General features: G+C 34.8%; 19 protein-coding genes and 1 pseudogene (1 of these 20 running past the window's edge). 9 read left to right on the forward strand and 11 right to left on the reverse strand.

Annotation, left to right across the window (positions count from 1 at the left end; genetic code table 11):
* Positions 1–752, forward strand: the 3' portion of a protein-coding gene (locus CCC20_RS06235; RefSeq protein ID WP_058692614.1) for a DUF2971 domain-containing protein. Its footprint begins 31 nt before the window's first position; 752 of the gene's 783 nt are visible here — the last part of the coding sequence; the start codon falls outside the window, past its left edge; its stop codon occupies positions 750–752.
* Here the strand turns inward: CCC20_RS06235 and CCC20_RS06240 are convergent.
* From CCC20_RS06240 to CCC20_RS06285, 10 genes are all read right to left on the reverse strand, one after another.
* Positions 749–1,882 (reverse strand): tyrosine-type recombinase/integrase, encoded by a 1,134-nt coding sequence (locus CCC20_RS06240; RefSeq protein WP_058692615.1) that lies wholly within the window; start codon positions 1,880–1,882, stop codon positions 749–751. The two genes, CCC20_RS06235 and CCC20_RS06240, sit on opposite strands and share 4 nt — an antisense overlap.
* A gap of 3 nt (positions 1,883–1,885) precedes the next feature.
* Positions 1,886–2,092, reverse strand: coding sequence for a DUF3173 domain-containing protein (locus CCC20_RS06245; protein ID WP_018368484.1), 207 nt, complete (start codon positions 2,090–2,092; stop codon positions 1,886–1,888).
* Between the two features lie 13 nt (positions 2,093–2,105).
* Complete coding sequence (locus CCC20_RS06250; protein ID WP_058692616.1) at positions 2,106–2,888, reverse strand: rolling circle replication-associated protein; 783 nt, start codon at positions 2,886–2,888, stop codon at positions 2,106–2,108.
* Positions 2,889–3,069: 181 nt separating this feature from the next.
* A complete protein-coding gene (locus tag CCC20_RS06255) occupies positions 3,070–3,591 on the reverse strand; it encodes a metallophosphoesterase (protein ID WP_058692617.1) in 522 nt (173 codons plus the stop codon).
* A gap of 11 nt (positions 3,592–3,602) precedes the next feature.
* Positions 3,603–4,364, reverse strand: a complete 762-nt coding sequence (locus tag CCC20_RS06260; protein ID WP_058692618.1) for a metallophosphoesterase — start codon at positions 4,362–4,364, stop codon at positions 3,603–3,605.
* A 24-nt stretch (positions 4,365–4,388) separates the two neighbouring features.
* Positions 4,389–4,712: a hypothetical protein gene (locus CCC20_RS06265; protein WP_058692619.1), complete on the reverse strand. Its 324-nt coding sequence runs from the start codon at positions 4,710–4,712 to the stop codon at positions 4,389–4,391.
* 9 nt (positions 4,713–4,721) lie between these two features.
* Positions 4,722–5,111, reverse strand: coding sequence for a hypothetical protein (locus CCC20_RS06270; protein WP_270619660.1), 390 nt, complete (start codon positions 5,109–5,111; stop codon positions 4,722–4,724).
* Positions 5,112–5,152: 41 nt separating this feature from the next.
* Positions 5,153–5,467 carry a hypothetical protein gene (locus tag CCC20_RS06275; protein ID WP_024403292.1) on the reverse strand — a complete coding sequence of 105 codons (315 nt, stop codon included), beginning with the start codon at positions 5,465–5,467 and terminating at the stop codon, positions 5,153–5,155.
* 101 nt (positions 5,468–5,568) lie between these two features.
* Complete coding sequence (locus CCC20_RS06280) at positions 5,569–6,933, reverse strand: P-loop NTPase family protein (protein ID WP_058692621.1); 1,365 nt, start codon at positions 6,931–6,933, stop codon at positions 5,569–5,571.
* Between the two features lie 231 nt (positions 6,934–7,164).
* The gene (locus CCC20_RS06285) at positions 7,165–7,446 is read right to left on the reverse strand and encodes a hypothetical protein (RefSeq protein WP_058692623.1); all 282 of its coding nucleotides are present in this window, start codon (positions 7,444–7,446) and stop codon (positions 7,165–7,167) included.
* 276 nt (positions 7,447–7,722) lie between these two features.
* Between CCC20_RS06285 and CCC20_RS06290 the strand changes: the two genes are divergently transcribed.
* The 7 genes and pseudogenes from CCC20_RS06290 (at position 7,723) to CCC20_RS06315 (ending at position 12,284) form a co-directional block, all read left to right on the forward strand.
* Complete coding sequence (locus CCC20_RS06290; RefSeq protein ID WP_029186897.1) at positions 7,723–8,229, forward strand: hypothetical protein; 507 nt, start codon at positions 7,723–7,725, stop codon at positions 8,227–8,229.
* Positions 8,230–8,235: 6 nt separating this feature from the next.
* A complete protein-coding gene (locus tag CCC20_RS06295) occupies positions 8,236–8,514 on the forward strand; it encodes a hypothetical protein (RefSeq protein ID WP_058692624.1) in 279 nt (92 codons plus the stop codon).
* Between the two features lie 326 nt (positions 8,515–8,840).
* Positions 8,841–9,085, forward strand: a pseudogene (locus CCC20_RS11485) (IS30 family transposase); the annotation flags it as partial.
* Positions 9,086–9,398: 313 nt separating this feature from the next.
* Complete coding sequence (ispE, locus tag CCC20_RS06300) at positions 9,399–10,247, forward strand: 4-(cytidine 5'-diphospho)-2-C-methyl-D-erythritol kinase (RefSeq protein ID WP_003062897.1); 849 nt, start codon at positions 9,399–9,401, stop codon at positions 10,245–10,247.
* A 75-nt stretch (positions 10,248–10,322) separates the two neighbouring features.
* Positions 10,323–10,769, forward strand: coding sequence for a zinc-dependent MarR family transcriptional regulator (locus CCC20_RS06305; RefSeq protein ID WP_003062900.1), 447 nt, complete (start codon positions 10,323–10,325; stop codon positions 10,767–10,769).
* Entirely contained in the window at positions 10,766–11,476 is a 711-nt protein-coding gene (locus tag CCC20_RS06310) for a metal ABC transporter ATP-binding protein (RefSeq protein ID WP_058692625.1), read from the forward strand. Before CCC20_RS06305 ends, CCC20_RS06310 begins: the two co-directional genes overlap by 4 nt.
* Entirely contained in the window at positions 11,466–12,284 is an 819-nt protein-coding gene (locus CCC20_RS06315; RefSeq protein WP_003062905.1) for a metal ABC transporter permease, read from the forward strand. The genes CCC20_RS06310 and CCC20_RS06315 overlap by 11 nt, the downstream gene beginning before the upstream one ends.
* Positions 12,285–12,359: 75 nt before the next feature.
* Here CCC20_RS06315 and tyrS read toward each other — a convergent pair whose 3' ends face one another.
* Positions 12,360–13,616 carry a tyrosine--tRNA ligase gene (gene tyrS / locus CCC20_RS06320; RefSeq protein WP_058692626.1) on the reverse strand — a complete coding sequence of 419 codons (1,257 nt, stop codon included), beginning with the start codon at positions 13,614–13,616 and terminating at the stop codon, positions 12,360–12,362.
* A gap of 159 nt (positions 13,617–13,775) precedes the next feature.
* On the opposite strand from tyrS, the gene pbp1b reads away from it, so the two are divergent.
* Positions 13,776–16,100 carry a penicillin-binding protein PBP1B gene (gene pbp1b, locus CCC20_RS06325; RefSeq protein WP_058692627.1) on the forward strand — a complete coding sequence of 775 codons (2,325 nt, stop codon included), beginning with the start codon at positions 13,776–13,778 and terminating at the stop codon, positions 16,098–16,100.
* The last annotated feature ends 278 nt before the right edge of the window (positions 16,101–16,378 follow it).

The raw sequence follows: 16,378 nt of genomic DNA on the forward strand, positions 1-16,378 counted from the left end.
AAACATTGCTTCTGATATTAAATTATAAAACATTGAGATTCAAAAGTTTACTTTATGTTGACGACCCATTAGAACCTTCAACTTCAGACTTTGGTAATCTAGGTGGATTTAAGTATGTGTCTTGTTGGACTGATACTCCTAATAGTATTCCACAATGGACAATGTATTCTGATAATATGACAGGAGTGTGTATAGGAATTAGTTTTGACAGAGAAACTGATGTCTTTTTAACGGAAAAATTTTCTTTATCTGAATCTTCTGAACCAATTGATATGGTAAATGCATTACATCCTTTAAAATCAGGCTTATTAGTTACAAACAATAAATATGTACCTTCTTTGGAACAAATACGGTATACTGATGATGCTTCATTGATTACTCCTCGAGTAGTTTCTTCAGATGATAAATTCACAACTATTAATTTAGCTTCAAATGGTATCTATAAGACAACTGAGTGGAGTTTTCAAAATGAGCAAAGATTTTCTTTTCAAATTTTTCCATTACCAATAGATTTAGTTTTGGAATCAATGAATACAAATAAAGGAGATTTGACTGAAATAATTAATAGTTTTATTTCTGTTAAACCTAAAGAATACTTTGATTTAGATTTAAATCCGACTATATTCAATAATATGACAATTACTTTTGGTAAAAGATGCTCTGCTGAAGATAAGTTGAAAGTATCAAAATTTTTAGAAGATAATAAATTCCATATTCCTTTATTTGATAGTTCTGTAAATATAAAGCCTTAAATTAGGTCATCTAATTTATCAGCTAAATCTTTCTGCTTGCTTGGATACAAGTGAGAATAGGTATCAATTGTAGTTGTTATAGAAGCGTGTCCTAGCCTTTCTTTCACAACTAAATAATCTTCCCCCTGATTTATCAATAGAGAAGCGTGTGAATGCCTAAAATCGTGTATGCGTATCTTTTTAAGAGTCGCATCACGTTCAAGAATTTTTTTGTACTGCTTTTCTATTGAATTTTTTGTAATCATAATGGGACTACTTTGAAACACTTGTAGGCTCATGCTATCACTTGTAAATTGCTCTAATAGATGCTTTTGTTGCTGTTGCCAATATTGCAGTTCTTGACTTAATTTTTTATTGATGATAATTCTTCTTGTTCCTGCTTTAGTCTTAGTTGAACTGATATAGCTTACCCCTTTATTAACATATACAGATTTTGTGATATGAATTGTATTAGTTGAAAAGTCGATATCTTGCCATGTTAGTGCCAGTGCTTCTCCAAGTCTTAACCCACTAAAGAATAGAAGAGTAAATAGTAATTTGATATTGTATTCTTCTGGTTCAAACAATGTTAGAAACTGTTGAAATTCTTTGACTGTCCAAAACTGCATTTTAGTCTTTTCAATTGGTAATTTTTTGAGTAGCTTTACTGGGTTTGTAGTGTAATATCCTTTTCGCAAGCCGACATCAAAAATCTTTTTAAGCAAAATCATAATTTTATTGATAGTATTTGTGCTTAAGGGGTTATCAGAATTTTGAGCAACTTTTTGCCTAAGATGTTCTCTAAACTGATAAATGTCTTCATAGGTTAATTTTCCGACATTATCAACTTTTGAAAAATAATTTTTAATGTGTCTATTGTAGTTATTTTCTTGTGTGTTGATATAGCTAATTTTCCGATGATTTATCCTATCTTCTTCTTTTAATAATTCATAGAGCATATAAACAGTTATTTTAGCCCCATAGAAGCGTTCTTTTAGCTCTACACTTCGTAGGTAGTGTTCTGCTTCGGTAGCTTCTTTTTTTGTCTTATAGCCCTTTCTAACTAGTCTACGTTGCTTTAGTGTTATCGGGTCAAAACCGTTGCTAATATCAACTATCCAATTACCGTCTTTTCCTTTTCTAATTGCCATATCTTACTCCTTGGGAAGGGCACTGTTCTGAACATCAAAACCAAGTAGTTCGGTAGCTATGGTAGCAGGGATTGTGCCAATTCGCTTGTTCTGATAGACTGTAAAGCCTCGTGTTATCAGTAGTTCTTTTCCTTGGCGGATAATACGTTTAGATGTTCCCTCGGAGAAACCGAGGGCAACTAAGTCATTCTTAGTTACAGTTGCTATCATGTGACTTACTCCTTTATTCATCTAGTTTTATTTTCTTATACTTTACATGATTATCGAAATACTGACCGTCTTTATAGACCTTACTCGTGTATTCCGTTTCATATAGGACGACCGAACTATCATAGTTAAAATCTTCGTAAGTGTAAAATTTATCTTCATCAGGCTTTTTCAAGTTGCGTGATGATAAATAGGCTTGTTTACCGAAGTTTTCTAATAGCTCTTGGCCGATACCTTTTTCAAAATATTTAGTAACATATCGACCGCGATTTTCTTTGCTATCAACATCAACTTTATTTATCCGTACTGCCCCATGTCCCCAAAGTTCCAAGAGTTGACGGTGTGGAACATAAGGAACGCTGAAAAGCAGAATATGAGCATGCCATGCCCCACGTTTTTGTTTTTCTAATACTGCTATATATCTCAATTGGCTTTTCTTAGTCTTAAATATGTGATAATTAAAGCGTTTAATAAAGGTTTTGAGTAAGTCTTTGAAATGGTTTCTATCGCTGATATTTTCTTTAGTGGTTAATGTGAGAAAAGAAGTCGTATCGTCAAAATTACAATCGACTAGACGGAGTAAATTCCACTTTGCTTCTAAGCGAGTTTTCTTCATGCGTTCAAGACGTTGTTCTTGTTCTTCTGGTGTTAGTTCGTCAAATGTTCTGCGTTTTGATTTTTCCTTGTTTTCAGCATTAGTATCTAAAATTGATTTTCCCTTTGAAAACATTGGCTTTTCATATTCCCAAATTTCAATATAGGAAGAAGTGCGGACTATTTTTTTATTATATGAAGTCATAAAAAATAGTTCCTTTTAGCTTGGCTTTTCGCCAAAAGATTGTCTATATAATAAATAAACTAGGAGGAGCAAAGCTCCTCCCTACTTCTATCATGTGATCCTAAGCACCGCTCCGCTAAACACGCTTCCAGCTTGCCGACCTCCAGTCGGCAGTTTTGCCTAGGTACATGATTAGAAGTAATTATGTATTATTATTTAATATTTCGGTTAAACTTATTGGACAAAAATCATTTACATCAACCCCTACATTTATCGCATTGTTCCCCAAAACTTTTGAATAGTAATCAGGACAATCATTGTGAACATGACCGTATAAAAGAACACTTCCTTGTTTTTTACCCTCCCATTCTAGTATTGGATAATGGAATAAGATAAATTTTCTTTTGTTGTGTTTAAATGTATAGTAGGGCTTTATAAATACAAATTCAGATGTATCAAAATCAGGGTGATTTATATAATCATCATGATTTCCATGAATCAGATATTTTTTCCCCTTAAGTTGTTTTAGGGTATTATTGATTTCTTTAATATCAGCACGGAAAAACATATCTCCAAGAATATACACATCATCGTTATTTTTGATTCTATTATTCCAGTTTGTAATCATAGTGTTATTCATTTCTTCCACATTTGAAAAAGGTCTATCACAAGATAAAATAATATTTTCATGAAAAAAATGAGTGTCAGCAATAAAATATTGCATAGGTACCCCTCCTAGTAGTCATATGATTGAGTGACGGTATTATAACAAAGAATGGGTATGATATGACTTTTGCCAACACAATCATCAATAAAATAATGACTTTTTTGGTCATAGTAGATTTTCCCAAGATAGCTTGGGTCATTTGCGACCTCTGAAGAAGCAATGTGTCCTGAAATAATATCCTTATAAAAAAATCCGATACTTGCTGGAAATTTGTTAGTAAAAATATCAGGATTAGAATACAATTTCCAATTTTCTCCGAACTCTTCATCAATTCCAGCATGCACAAATATTTGATTATCTGTCTCATAAAAACGTTCTGAATTAAAATATTTATTTCTAAACCAATCTACTATTTCAGGATATTCAGAAGTAACACAGTCTCTTATTTTCTTGTTAATTTGGGCTAGGCATTCTTCATCAGAAAGAGAAAAATCTGAAATAACTGTATCAACGATATTTTTTCGCTTATTCTGACCAATGAAACTAATTATAGTATCATAGGAAGTATATTTAGAAGCTCCGTCTTCCTCAAATAACCACTCAGAAAAATATTCTTCATGATTTCCTAATAAAGTGATAACCTGGTCAGGAAACTTCTTTTCTAGTTCAATGATTTTTGCGATAACTTGAAAAGATTGTGTACCGCCATCTATGTAGTCGCCAAGCAATATAAGTCGATTGTCCGTATCAGATAAATCCACTTTTGACAGGCTTTCAATAAATTCATCATAATGTCCATGAATATCGGACATGGCATAAATTTTAGACATATAACCTCCTACTGAAATGACTTCTTACTCATTTCTTATCCATTCTTGAGTTTGCATCCACTTTAATATATCTTCAATTTGTTGAGGTTTGAACTTATATCCACCTTCCCAACTTAAATCTTCTTCAGCGATACGATGTAAAGAATGAAAGTCAATTTGGTGTGTGAACCTTATATAATTTGTACTTTCCCAATATTTAAGTGTATCAAACCAAATTCGTTTATTATTAGTATGAGGAGTATCATCAATAAAAAATATCATTACTTCTAATAAATCTTTTATTGCTTGTAATTCTGAATCGGAATATTTTCCAGGAGGATGAGAATAGGAGTTGACATCTTCAATCATTGGTTTCTCCTATCTTGCATTTACTGCGTAGACATAATTTAAGTAATTAGCAAAATCACCCATTCGTTTTCTATCGTCATTAAATTCGGTGTACCAAGATACATCTCCATCTTGTTCCTGTATCCATACTCTGATATCTAATAATAATTTTCTAATGTCATTATGAAGAATAGTTCGTGCACCATCAAAAGAATGTTGTTCTTCTCGAGTTAGGGTAAACCATTTTCCACGTGCTTCGGAATATTGGGCACAAAGTTCAATCAATTTTTTCCAGTATTCTTGAAATTTAGGGTCATGTATATTAACCGAGCGGATTAAGTTATCATAAATCTTTTCTGCTTGTTCGAAAGTTAGGGAACTTTTATCCTTTAGGAAGTCTCTGTAAGTGAAGATTTGCATTTTGGTACTCCTTTATTGTTTTATTATGTATTCTATCACAACTATTTTGTTACAGGTAAGACATCAGAGCAAGCAAACCAAAGATTGCCATTGAATTGTCCAACGTTCAAATCTTTAAGTGCAACAGGACAAGTTTTGTTATTTGCCATCTCTTGAACAGAAGCAGTAGGTGTTAAAGTATTGACCTTGACTTGAATCATTTCCATAAAGAAATCTGAGTTTTCATCTTGAATGGATACATTTAGGCGTAAAGCAGTCGGCTTATTTGTTTCACGGTCTAGGACTTCGGTATAGCCTTTTACAGCAAGGAACCGATTACCTAATAATTCTGGCTTCAAAAAATCATTTAATTTCATGATAAGATAACTTCCTTTCTTTTGACCTCCTGCGGAGCAGTCGGTTTGCTCTTTTTCTCTATTGAAAAGACTTCCTATTCCAACAGAGAAAAAGACCGCAATTATTGATTTGGTAATAAATTCTTAACTACACGCAAAAATTCTTGTTTAGTTTTAATATCGACGAACGGAACGATTGTTAGTACAGGCTCAACAGAATTTAATCCGTCAGCATAAAAGAGTGCTTCGCCTTTTCTATCTGAAATTGTAGGAACATTTTCCAGTTCACACATACTAAAAGCCATTTTCAATCGGTCGCTCCCTATATTTCCGAGGTATAAAACTGCTGATATTTGGTTTCTAAGTTCAACAGGAATATTCTCTGCATTTGGGTCTTGGGTACTAAGGCAGAGGTGGCAACCTGCCTGCCGTCCTTTGCGTGCAATCAAGCCTAAGTTTTGCAGAATTTCATTCCACAGCTCCTTACCTTGTTTACTAGAACCACAACTGTCACGGATAGAAGCTAACTCATCAACAAAGAGAAAATTAGGAGTCATCTCTAAATCATAAGCATCAGCATTTAGTGTGCTGTTTCGCTCAATAATTTCAAAACGTTCATTCATAATCTCAACAAATTCTCTTGATAATTTCGCTAACATTTGAGGTGAAGAGCCGACTGCTATTTGCTCCCCTAAGTCTTCTTGGAGAAGTTTTCCAAGTGCAAATAAATCCGCTGCCTTACCGTCCACTATTCCTAGGTAAGTATTATCATTAGTGCCACAACCTTTAGCTAGTGCATTAAATAAGTACCATTGTAGAGCTATTGTCTTCCCTGTACCCGTCCTTCCATATATTCCTAAATTAGTATTCTGTTTTAGAGAAAATTGCTGAGTATTGGATAGTTTAACTATTGGCGTAGGTATGTCTTCAAAAAAATCTCTAGTCAATGTTTGGCTATTGAATATATACTGCTCAATTTCTTCCATCTTTCCAAGTTTATAAATAACATGGTCAGGAAATTCATATTTGGATAGTAGAGGTAAACCCAAGGTTGGAACAAGATATTCTTCAAGATTTTTTAGAAGTTTTAAAAACTTGTTCCCAAACAATGGTACTTCGACCATTACAATATTATTGGGCAAGATTTCAAAGTTTAATGTTGCACTATTGGTTACTACATTATCACTTTCTTCGTATAAATTTAGGCCAATCAGCATATCAAATAGAGATTCTCTGACATATAATACGCTTTGAATTTTTCTAATAAAAGTAGACCTGAAAATTTTTTTGATGGAGTAAATCATTCCAATAAATATCAATGAAAGCACTGATTTAACAGGGATTGAGCATGGAGAAACCCAAGTGTTTATCAATAAAATACCGAAGAAAAATTCCATTCCTACTCTGATACAAGAAATTCTTCGAGAAGTTATGATGTAAGGGTTAAACTTTACCCGTACTGTTTGTTTCAGTTTTAGTAGTTTCATTGTTATCCCTTTCAGAAATTATCATATCTATACAAATAATTAAAAAGATTATTCCACTAAAAGCTAAAATAGTATGACTAGTTTCAAATAGAGGGGACTGTATATCTATCAAAAAATTAATGATAAACAAGGCTACACTTAAGCAGATAAAACTTAGATAGAACAGCATTTTATATATTTTCATATTCGAACTCCTTTTTAAATAGTAAGCGGGGGAAGGTCCCCAACTTACTATCTATAACTATTAGCACGGCGACGTGTTTTACCATCTAAAATATCCTCCATCATGGTTTTGCCGTCTTTATAATGGTGGCGAGTAGAAGCATATGCAAGCTTGCGTGCAAAAGCAGTTTGGATAGTCTTAAGACCAAAACGATTTTTCAAGGCATCTGTAATAGGTGCCACATTTTGGGAGATTGTGACATTTCCTGTCAATGCATTAGCTTTTGTTTGAAAAGCTTTGAATTGTTCATCTGTTGCGGAATAGATGAATTCGATTAGTGTTTGGAACATAATTTTTTCCTTTTCTCTATGTATTCATGTGGTATTTTTCCACGGCTTGGGACGACTCTTATTTTATCGGTGAAGCTCGAGTAGCACTCGTGTGACAAACTATCCTTTCTATACGGTTTCTGAAATATTTATTTACACTTTGTATAATATCACTACATACACATGCTGTCAAGCAGAAATATAGAATTTTGAAAAATAATTGGTATTAAACCGTTTATTTCATAATTTTAGACAAAAAAGATTGACCGTGTTATAATAGTTAGTTGGAGGACTAACATGACAACAGTAGATAAAGCAAATAATTTTGTTATTGTAGTAGAAAGAAGAATGACACAAGTTTATAAAACATTGTCGCTAATAGGAAATTTATCAAATACAAGATATTATGAGTATAGTGATGAGGAAGTTAATGAGTTGTTTTTCAAATTATTAGATAAAGGAAATGAAATAAAAAGGTTTTTTGTAGAATATTCAAACTCAAGAACAGAGTTTTATGAAAAAAAACGTAATTTATCTGCTTCGTTTCATTTTTCATCTCCAAAATTGGAAAATGAAAAAAACGATAATTTTAGAACAATTGCTGAATCAAGAGTTAGTAAAGTGTTTGGAACAATGAACTCGATAGCAAATACCGCCTATAAACCTAATTATGATTATACTAATCAGCAGATTGAAGAGATATTTGAAGGATATAAAAATAAGATAGTGGAAATACAGGGTATCTATAGTCCGTTGGAAGAATTTTCGTTTTCAACACATAGTAAAATAATAATTGGAAAGTGAGACAAAATGGGATATTGGGATGATGTAATCCAATGGGTTGAGGAATGGAGACCTGTTAATTATTCAGTTACTGAAGATGAAGATTTTGAGACAGTAAAGCAAAGAGCAGTTAGAGATTTTAAATATTATCTGAAATTACTTGATGATGGTACTGAGGAAAGTCGTGGTAAAGTTTATAAATCTTTTACTTTCAGTAAGCTGTTTGGAGAAGAACTTGGAACAGACGAGGAACTTAATCAGTTAAGTAAGGAAATAATGGATAAATTGAAGAAAAGTAAATCCTAAAAAGTTACTAAAAATAAAAAAATCTACCATTTTTTTGATAGAAGTAGTTGCTTATAATGCCGATTTTATCGGTTTTTATCCTATTAAAACTTCGAGTGCCAAACTCAAAATCCAGTGTCCGCAAGGACGTGCCGGTTCGACCCCGGCCGCCGGTATAAAATAGCAAAAAGTCCTATAGGTTAGGACTTTTTGCTATTTTTCTGTTATTTGTTAAGAATAATGGGATTTTTTATTCTTGAATTTACAATATAAGTGCATAATAAAAACTCATAAGATTTTCTAGTAAAATAGACTTAACCAAACCTCTTATTACGAAAGGAAATCTTATGAGCTATCACCATTTTACCATAGATGAGCGTGAAAGTATTCTTAGTTATCGTACTCAAGGGATAACCTTTTCTCAAAGAATGGCAACGTCATTCAAAACAAGGCAACTATTCACCTAGTAGGGCACAAACAGTCTATCGTCTTACTAAATCACACTGTGGACAAAAAAGAAATTAGAACCAGATCTCGTGTTAAGTGATACCGTCAAACCTCTTTTCTTGATTACCAATGGTTGCCTGAAGAAGAGGATAAGATTGAATTATTTTTAAAATTTTGTCAATTATAGTATATGATGGGACTTGAGCTCTAGCAAGAGCAAAGTTTGCTCTCGCTTTTTTAATGTTTAATTTTAAAATATGGTATGTTCTTAATACTGAAAATTCTATCTTTGTAAGGGTGTCAGTTGCTTAAAATATGAGTACCTAAGTCTTAAAATTGTTACTGCTAATTTTATTGCTATACCATAAAAATTTATGGCTTGGAATGAATATGGATATTTTTGTTATCTTCTAAAATTATTTGATATAATAGATGTAATATTTTAAAAGGATTATTGAATGGCTATTATTGAAAAGGCACCAGCTAAGATTAATTTGGGGCTAGATATTATAGGAAAACGACCAGATGGTTATCATGATTTATCTATGATTATGGTTAGTGTTGATTTGAATGACTATATTATGGTTTCTGAAATTGATGGAAGTGAGATTGTGGTTGAGTCTGATAATCATAAAATGCCCTTAAATGGTAAAAATGACGTTTTTAAGGCTGCTAAATTGATTCGTGAGGCTTGTCAGATTGATTCAGGAGTTAAGATTGAATTGAAAAAATCAATTCCTATTTGTGCTGGTCTAGGTGGTGGTTCAACAGATGCTGCTGCTACAATTCGAGCTTTGGATAAATTATGGCAGCTTAATCTTTCTAAGAATGAAATGATTGATGTTGGATTTCAAATAGGGAGTGATGTTCCGTACTGTCTGGAGGCAGGCTGTGCGTGTATTTCTGGTAAGGGAGAGATTGTAGAATGTCTTGATTATCAATTATCAGCTTGGGTTGTTTTGGTGAAACCTGAGTTTGGTGTTTCAACACGTACGGTTTTTCCCGAGATTGATTGTAAGACGATTTCACGTGTAGACATTGCTTCGTTACGAGAGGCGGTGCTTGCTAAGGATTACGAAAAAATGATTGCATATATGGGAAATTCTTTGGAGGATATTACTATTAAGCGCAAGCCATTTATTCAAAAAATCAAGGATCGGATGATGAGTTGTGGGGCAGATGTTGCTTTGATGACGGGAAGTGGTCCGACAGTTTATGCTTTGTGTCGTTCGGAAAAAAAAGCCGACCGTCTGGTCAATAGTATGCGTGGTTTTTGTAAGGAAGTTTACAAAGTTCGTATTTTATAGAGGAAAGAGTCAAGTCATTGATTCTTTTTTTAGTTTTTGATATAATTAACTGGTTAATGAAATGAGGTGTGAAATATGCAGCTAGAGAAGCAAGTAGATAAGTTAGTAAATCAAATTTTGTTGAAATCAGAAAATCAGCATGAATTGTTGTTTGGTGATTGTCAGAGTGGTGTAGCCATAACAAATACTCAAGAGCATATCTTAATGCTTCTGTCACATGAACGTTTGACAAATTCTGATTTGGCAAAACGTTTGAATATTAGTCAGGCGGCAGTAACGAAGGCAATTAAGTATTTGGTGAGTCAAGGAATGTTAGCGTCTGTGAAAAATAAAGAGGATGCGCGAGTGACCTATTTTGAATTGACAGACATTGCTAAGCCAGTTGCCAAGGAGCATACTCATCATCATGATGCAACATTGGCTGTTTACAAAAATTTATTTAACCAATTTTCTGAAGACGAACAAGACGTTATTGCACGATTTTTGAAGGTCTTTTCAGATGAGTTAGAAGGGCGAGAATGAGATATATTACTGTAGAAGATTTGTCTTTTCAATATGATAACGAGCCAGTTTTAGAAGGAATTAACTATCATCTTGATAGTGGAGAATTTGTCACTTTAACAGGTGAAAACGGTGCTGCCAAATCTACGTTGGTAAAGGCGACATTAGGTATTTTGACACTAAAGAGTGGTCAAGTAACCATTTCAAAAACGAATAAAGAGGGGAAGAAGCTCCGCATTGCTTATTTACCACAGCAAATTGCGAGTTTTAACGCAGGTTTTCCATCAACGGTTTATGAATTTGTGAAATCAGGGCGTTATCCAAGGAATGGTTGGTTTCGTCGTCTGACCAAGCATGATGACGAGCATGTCAAGATTAGCTTAGAATCTGTTGGTATGTGGGAAAATCGTCATAAGAGAATTGGTAGTTTGTCAGGTGGGCAAAAACAGCGTGTTGTTATTGCTAGAATTTTTGCATCTGATCCTGATATTTTTATTTTGGATGAACCAACTACTGGTATGGATGCTGGAACGACAGAAACTTTTTATGAGTTGATGCATCATAGTGCGCATAAACATGGAAAGTCTGTTTTGATGATTACTCATGATCCAGATGAGGTAAAACATTATGCTGACCGTAACATTCATTTGGTACGTAATCAAAAGATGCCATGGCGTTGTTTTAATGTGCATGGTACTGATGTGAAAGGGGCTACTAATGTTGATTGAAATATTTTCTTATGATTTTATGCAACGTGCTATTATGGCAGTAATTGCTATTAGTATTTTTGCCCCGATTTTAGGAATTTTCCTTATCCTACGTCATCAAAGTTTAATGAGTGATACGCTTAGCCACGTTTCTTTGGCCGGTGTTGCCTTAGGCATTTTGCTTGGGACTTCAACAACTTGGTCAACGATTCTTGTTGTCACGATTGCTGCGGTTATTTTGGAGTACTTGCAGACGGTTTATAAGCATTATGTTGAAATTTCAACAGCTATTTTAATGTCGCTTGGTTTGGCGATTTCGTTGATTGTGACGAGTAAGTCTGAAAATGGTAGTAGTGTTAATTTGGATCAATATTTGTTTGGTTCGATTATTACGATAAATATGGTGCAGGTAATTGCGTTGTTTGCCATTGCAGTTGTTGTTGTGCTTCTAACGATTTTATTTATTAGACCGATGTACATTTTGACATTTGATGAGGAGACCGCTTTTGTTGATGGTTTGCCTGTCCGTTTAATGTCTGTTCTCTTTAATATTGTGACAGGGATTGCGATTGCTTTGACAATTCCTGCGGCTGGAGCTCTTTTAGTTTCAACGATTATGGTTTTGCCAGCAAGTATTGCTATGCGCTTGGGGAAGAATTTTAAATCAGTCATTCTTATTGGCGTAATCGTTGGTTTTATTGGTATGGTGGCTGGTATTATCACGTCTTACTACTGGGAAACACCTGCGAGTGCAACCATTACGGTTATTTTTGTGGGAATTTTCCTTTTGGTGAATTTATTTAATATGATTCTTCATCGTAATAGCTAAAAAAGAGGAGCCACCCCTCTTTTTTTGCTGTTATAAAAAACAGACACCCAACGGTGCCTGTAAAGATTGTGCTAATTAGTATGTTAACACGAAGTATTTTTTCTTACCGCGACGGATAACTGTTAGTTCGTTATCGATTTTATCGTCGTCAGAAAGTGTGTAGTCTAAATCTTGGATACGTTCACCATTGATGTAGATGGCACCATTTTGAACGTCTTCACGTGCTTGACGTTTTGATGGTGAGATTTTTGCGGCTACAAGAATTTCAACGATATTGCGGTTATTGTCTGCTTGAACAGAGTAGTTAGGAACATTGTTTAGACCTTGTTTCAATTCTTTTGCTGAAAGGCTTTTGATGTTTCCGGCGAAGAGTTGTTCAGTGATTTTAAGGGCTTGTTTGTAAGCTGCTTCGCCGTGAACAAGTGTGACAACTTCGCGTGCTAAGATTTTTTGTGCTAAGCGTTCGTGACGAGCTGCGTTGAATTCTTCTTCTATTTTAGCAATTTCTTCTAGTGAAAGGAATGTGAAGATTTTCAAGAAGCGAACAGCGTCGTCATCCATAACGTTGAGCCAGAATTGGTACATTTCGTATGGAGATGTTTTTTCAGCGTCAAGCCAAACAGCATTTCCTTCAGATTTACCGAATTTTTTACCTGTTGAATCAGTGATGAGTGGTACGGTCATGACATGACCTGTTTTATCAGCTTTGCGGCGTAGCAACTCTGTACCAGCAGTCATATTTCCCCATTGGTCTGAACCACCGATTTGCAAGGTAACGTTGTATTTGTCATTTAATTCATAGAAATCGTAACCTTGCATGATTTGGTAGGCGAATTCAGTGTATGAGATACCAGTTTCGATACGTTTTTTAACGGATTCTTTACTCATCATAGCATTGACAGTAAAGTATTTTCCGACATCACGTAGGAAGTCAATGAAACTGACATTGCCAAACCAATCATAGTTGTTTACCATAACGGCTTTGTTGTCACCATTTTCGAAATCAAGGAAACGTGATAATTGATTTTGAATCTTAGTTACCCAGCCGTCAACAGTTTCTTTAGTTTGAAGACTGCGTTCAGCATCTTTGAATGATGGGTCGCCAATAAGTCCAGTAGCTCCTCCAACAAGAGCATATGGTTTATGCCCTGCTAATTGCAGGCGGCGTGATGTTAAAATAGCAACGAGGTGACCAAGGTGTAAGCTATCAGCTGTAGGATCATAACCAGTATAATAGGATACTTGCCCTTCTGTTAATGCTTTGACAAGGGCTTCTTCATCAGTAGTTTGAAAAACTAAGCCACGTTCTTTGAGTTCTTCGAATATGTTCACGAGCTTTCTCCTTACTTAAAATTTTGAGGTTAATAGTAATTTCTAGCTAAGTTAACTCTACCTCAATGATATATTGTAGTTTACAGGCTATTATATCAAAAAGCGGTACTTCTATGCAAGCTTTATCAAAGTTTGGTATAATATTAATGAGGTATTAGAATGTTTAAGAGAAACAAGGAAAAGAAAAAAACAAGTCACCAGAAACTTAGTGTTATAGATTTGGGTTCGGTTGCTTTAAGAACAGTGAAATTATTAACCGACTTTTTTTATATTATTATTATCCTGTTTGGGATGTTAGGGGCGGGTACTGCTTTTGGTTATCTTGCGAGTCAGATTGATTCTGTCAAAGTTCCTAGCAAGGAAAGTCTGGTTAGTCAGGTAACATCTTTGACTAGGATTTCAGAGATGTCGTATTCTGATGGTAGTTCGATTGCAAGTATTGATACTGATTTGTTGCGAACACCTGTTGAAAGCGACGAGATTTCAGACAATGTTAAAAAAGCCATTATTGCGACTGAGGATGAAAATTTTGAGAGCCATGATGGTGTTGTTCCAAAAGCTGTTTTTCGTGCAACCTTGGCTTCAGTGCTTGGTTTGGGTGAGACAAGTGGTGGATCAACTCTTACGCAACAGTTGATTAAACAACAAATTTTGGGAGACGATCCAACCTTTAGACGTAAATCACGCGAAATTATCTACGCATTAGCGCTGGAACGTTATTTGAGTAAGGATGAGATTTTGACTGATTATCTTAATGTCTCTCCATTCGGACGTAATAATAAAGGTGAAAATATTGCTGGGATTGAGGAAGCAGCGCAAGGTATTTTTGGCGTTTCAGCCAGTGATTTGACAATTCCACAAGCGGCATTTTTGGCTGGTTTGCCACAAAGTCCGATTGTCTATTCCCCATACACAGCTACAGGGCAGTTGAAAGACGAGGAGGATATGGCTTATGGTTTGTCTCGTCAGCAAGATGTCCTTTACAATATATATCGCGCAGGCTATTTGACTAAAGCTGAATATGAGGAATATAAGGCTTATGATGTTAGTCAGGATTTCATTCAACCTGAATCGACGACAACGAGTGAACATGATTTCCTTTATTATGCTGTTTTAGAAGAAGCTCAGGATATCATGTATGATTATTTGGTTGAGCAAAATGGTGTTTCTGAACAAGAACTAAAAAATGATTCAACGAAGGAATCTTACCAAAAATTGGCTTTAGAAGCGTTGCAACAGGGGGGGTATACCGTTAAAACAACGATTGATAAAGATGTTTATAATACCATGCAGAATGCTGTGGCACAGTATGGTAGCACGCTTGACCAAGGAAGCTCTCAAACAGTTGAGGTTGGTAATGTCTTGATGGATAATTCTACTGGAGCTATTCTAGGCTTTATTGGTGGACGGGATTATTCAACTAACCAGAACAACCATGCGTTTGATACTGCGAGGTCGCCAGGGTCAAGTATTAAGCCGATTATCGCATATGGGATTGCTATTGACCAAGGGCTTTTAGGTAGTGCTAGTATGTTATCTAACTATCCGACAACTTTCTCTAGTGGTCAGTCAATCATGCACGGTAGTGAAGAAGGAACGGCAATGGTTACTCTCCAAGAAGCTTTGAATACGTCATGGAATATTCCAGCTTATTGGACGTATCAAATGTTGCTCAATGATGACGTTGATGTTGAATCTTACATGAAGAAAATGGGATATGATATTGATGATTATTCTATTGAAAGCTTGCCTTTAGGTGGAGGAATTGAGACAACAGTTCTTCAACAAGTTAATGCTTACCAAATGATTTCAAATGGTGGTGTTTACTTGAAAGGTTACATGGTTGACAGTATCACAGATAGTCAAGGCAATGTTATTTATCAACATAAAGCTAATCCTGTACGTGTCTTTTCTGAAGCAACGGCTAGCATTTTAAATCAGTTATTAAAAGAAGTTATCACTGGTGGTGGTACGACAAAATTTTATGCAGATTTGAAGAGTTTAAATGCGACAGCCGCTAGTGCGGATTGGACAGGTAAAACCGGTACAACTGACAATTATACAGACGTGTGGCTTGTGCTATCAACACCGAAAGTAACGCTTGGTGGTTGGGCAGGTAATGACGACAATACTTCCTTACCTGATGCAGCAGGATATTCTTATAATGCGCAGTACATGGCTTATTTGGTTAATGCCATCTATAACGCTGATTCAAGTGTCTTAGGTGTTGGTAAGAAATATAGTTTGTCTTCAAGTGTTATCAAATCAACTGTTCTTAAAGCAACAGGTTTACAGCCTGGTACGGTGACGGTCAATGGTCGTTCGCTTACTGTGAGTGGTGAAACAACGACAAGTTATTGGGCTAAGAATGGTGCAGGTACAATGACTTATAAATTTGCTATTGGTGGGACAGATAGTGATTATACAAAAGCTTGGGAAAGTTTGTTGAGTAATTCATCTATCACAACAAGTAGCAGTAACTAATATACTTGCAAAAATTAAAAAAATAAGGTATAATGTTAACAACTATTTGTCGTCTGCTTTAGTTGAAATATTGTCCAACTAAGGTTTACAGCAGTTAAATCACACTTTTACTGGTCAGATTTAGCTGCTCTTTTTGTGCCTAATTTTAGAAAAAATAGGAGTTGTAACCTATATTTAAAGATTCTAAAAATTCACATCAACGACACACTTGGCAGGGTGTTTTAATGAGCAACCTAACTATAAAGGTCAAAATGAAAAATAATGATGATTCTCGTCAA

It is taken from the genome of Streptococcus sp. LMAG:39 (assembly GCF_008680485.1).
Lineage (GTDB): Bacteria > Bacillota > Bacilli > Lactobacillales > Streptococcaceae > Streptococcus > Streptococcus pasteurianus.

What these genes read in the sequence shown, in the direction of transcription:
- CCC20_RS06280 (WP_058692621.1), bottom strand. Translation starts at nt 6,933, where the DNA reads ATGAAACTACTAAAACTGAAACAAACAGTACGGGTAAAGTTTAACCCT.
- CCC20_RS06240 (WP_058692615.1), bottom strand. Translation starts at nt 1,882, where the DNA reads ATGGCAATTAGAAAAGGAAAAGACGGTAATTGGATAGTTGATATTAGC.
- CCC20_RS06260 (WP_058692618.1), bottom strand. Translation starts at nt 4,364, where the DNA reads ATGTCTAAAATTTATGCCATGTCCGATATTCATGGACATTATGATGAA.
- CCC20_RS06290 (WP_029186897.1), top strand. Translation starts at nt 7,723, where the DNA reads ATGACAACAGTAGATAAAGCAAATAATTTTGTTATTGTAGTAGAAAGA.
- CCC20_RS06255 (WP_058692617.1), bottom strand. Translation starts at nt 3,591, where the DNA reads ATGCAATATTTTATTGCTGACACTCATTTTTTTCATGAAAATATTATT.
- CCC20_RS06270 (WP_270619660.1), bottom strand. Translation starts at nt 5,111, where the DNA reads ATGCAAATCTTCACTTACAGAGACTTCCTAAAGGATAAAAGTTCCCTA.
- pbp1b (WP_058692627.1), top strand. Translation starts at nt 13,776, where the DNA reads ATGTTTAAGAGAAACAAGGAAAAGAAAAAAACAAGTCACCAGAAACTT.
- CCC20_RS06315 (WP_003062905.1), top strand. Translation starts at nt 11,466, where the DNA reads ATGTTGATTGAAATATTTTCTTATGATTTTATGCAACGTGCTATTATG.
- ispE (WP_003062897.1), top strand. Translation starts at nt 9,399, where the DNA reads ATGGCTATTATTGAAAAGGCACCAGCTAAGATTAATTTGGGGCTAGAT.
- CCC20_RS06265 (WP_058692619.1), bottom strand. Translation starts at nt 4,712, where the DNA reads ATGATTGAAGATGTCAACTCCTATTCTCATCCTCCTGGAAAATATTCC.
- CCC20_RS06310 (WP_058692625.1), top strand. Translation starts at nt 10,766, where the DNA reads ATGAGATATATTACTGTAGAAGATTTGTCTTTTCAATATGATAACGAG.
- CCC20_RS06245 (WP_018368484.1), bottom strand. Translation starts at nt 2,092, where the DNA reads ATGATAGCAACTGTAACTAAGAATGACTTAGTTGCCCTCGGTTTCTCC.
- CCC20_RS06275 (WP_024403292.1), bottom strand. Translation starts at nt 5,467, where the DNA reads ATGAAATTAAATGATTTTTTGAAGCCAGAATTATTAGGTAATCGGTTC.
- CCC20_RS06285 (WP_058692623.1), bottom strand. Translation starts at nt 7,446, where the DNA reads ATGTTCCAAACACTAATCGAATTCATCTATTCCGCAACAGATGAACAA.
- CCC20_RS06250 (WP_058692616.1), bottom strand. Translation starts at nt 2,888, where the DNA reads ATGACTTCATATAATAAAAAAATAGTCCGCACTTCTTCCTATATTGAA.
- CCC20_RS06295 (WP_058692624.1), top strand. Translation starts at nt 8,236, where the DNA reads ATGGGATATTGGGATGATGTAATCCAATGGGTTGAGGAATGGAGACCT.
- CCC20_RS06305 (WP_003062900.1), top strand. Translation starts at nt 10,323, where the DNA reads ATGCAGCTAGAGAAGCAAGTAGATAAGTTAGTAAATCAAATTTTGTTG.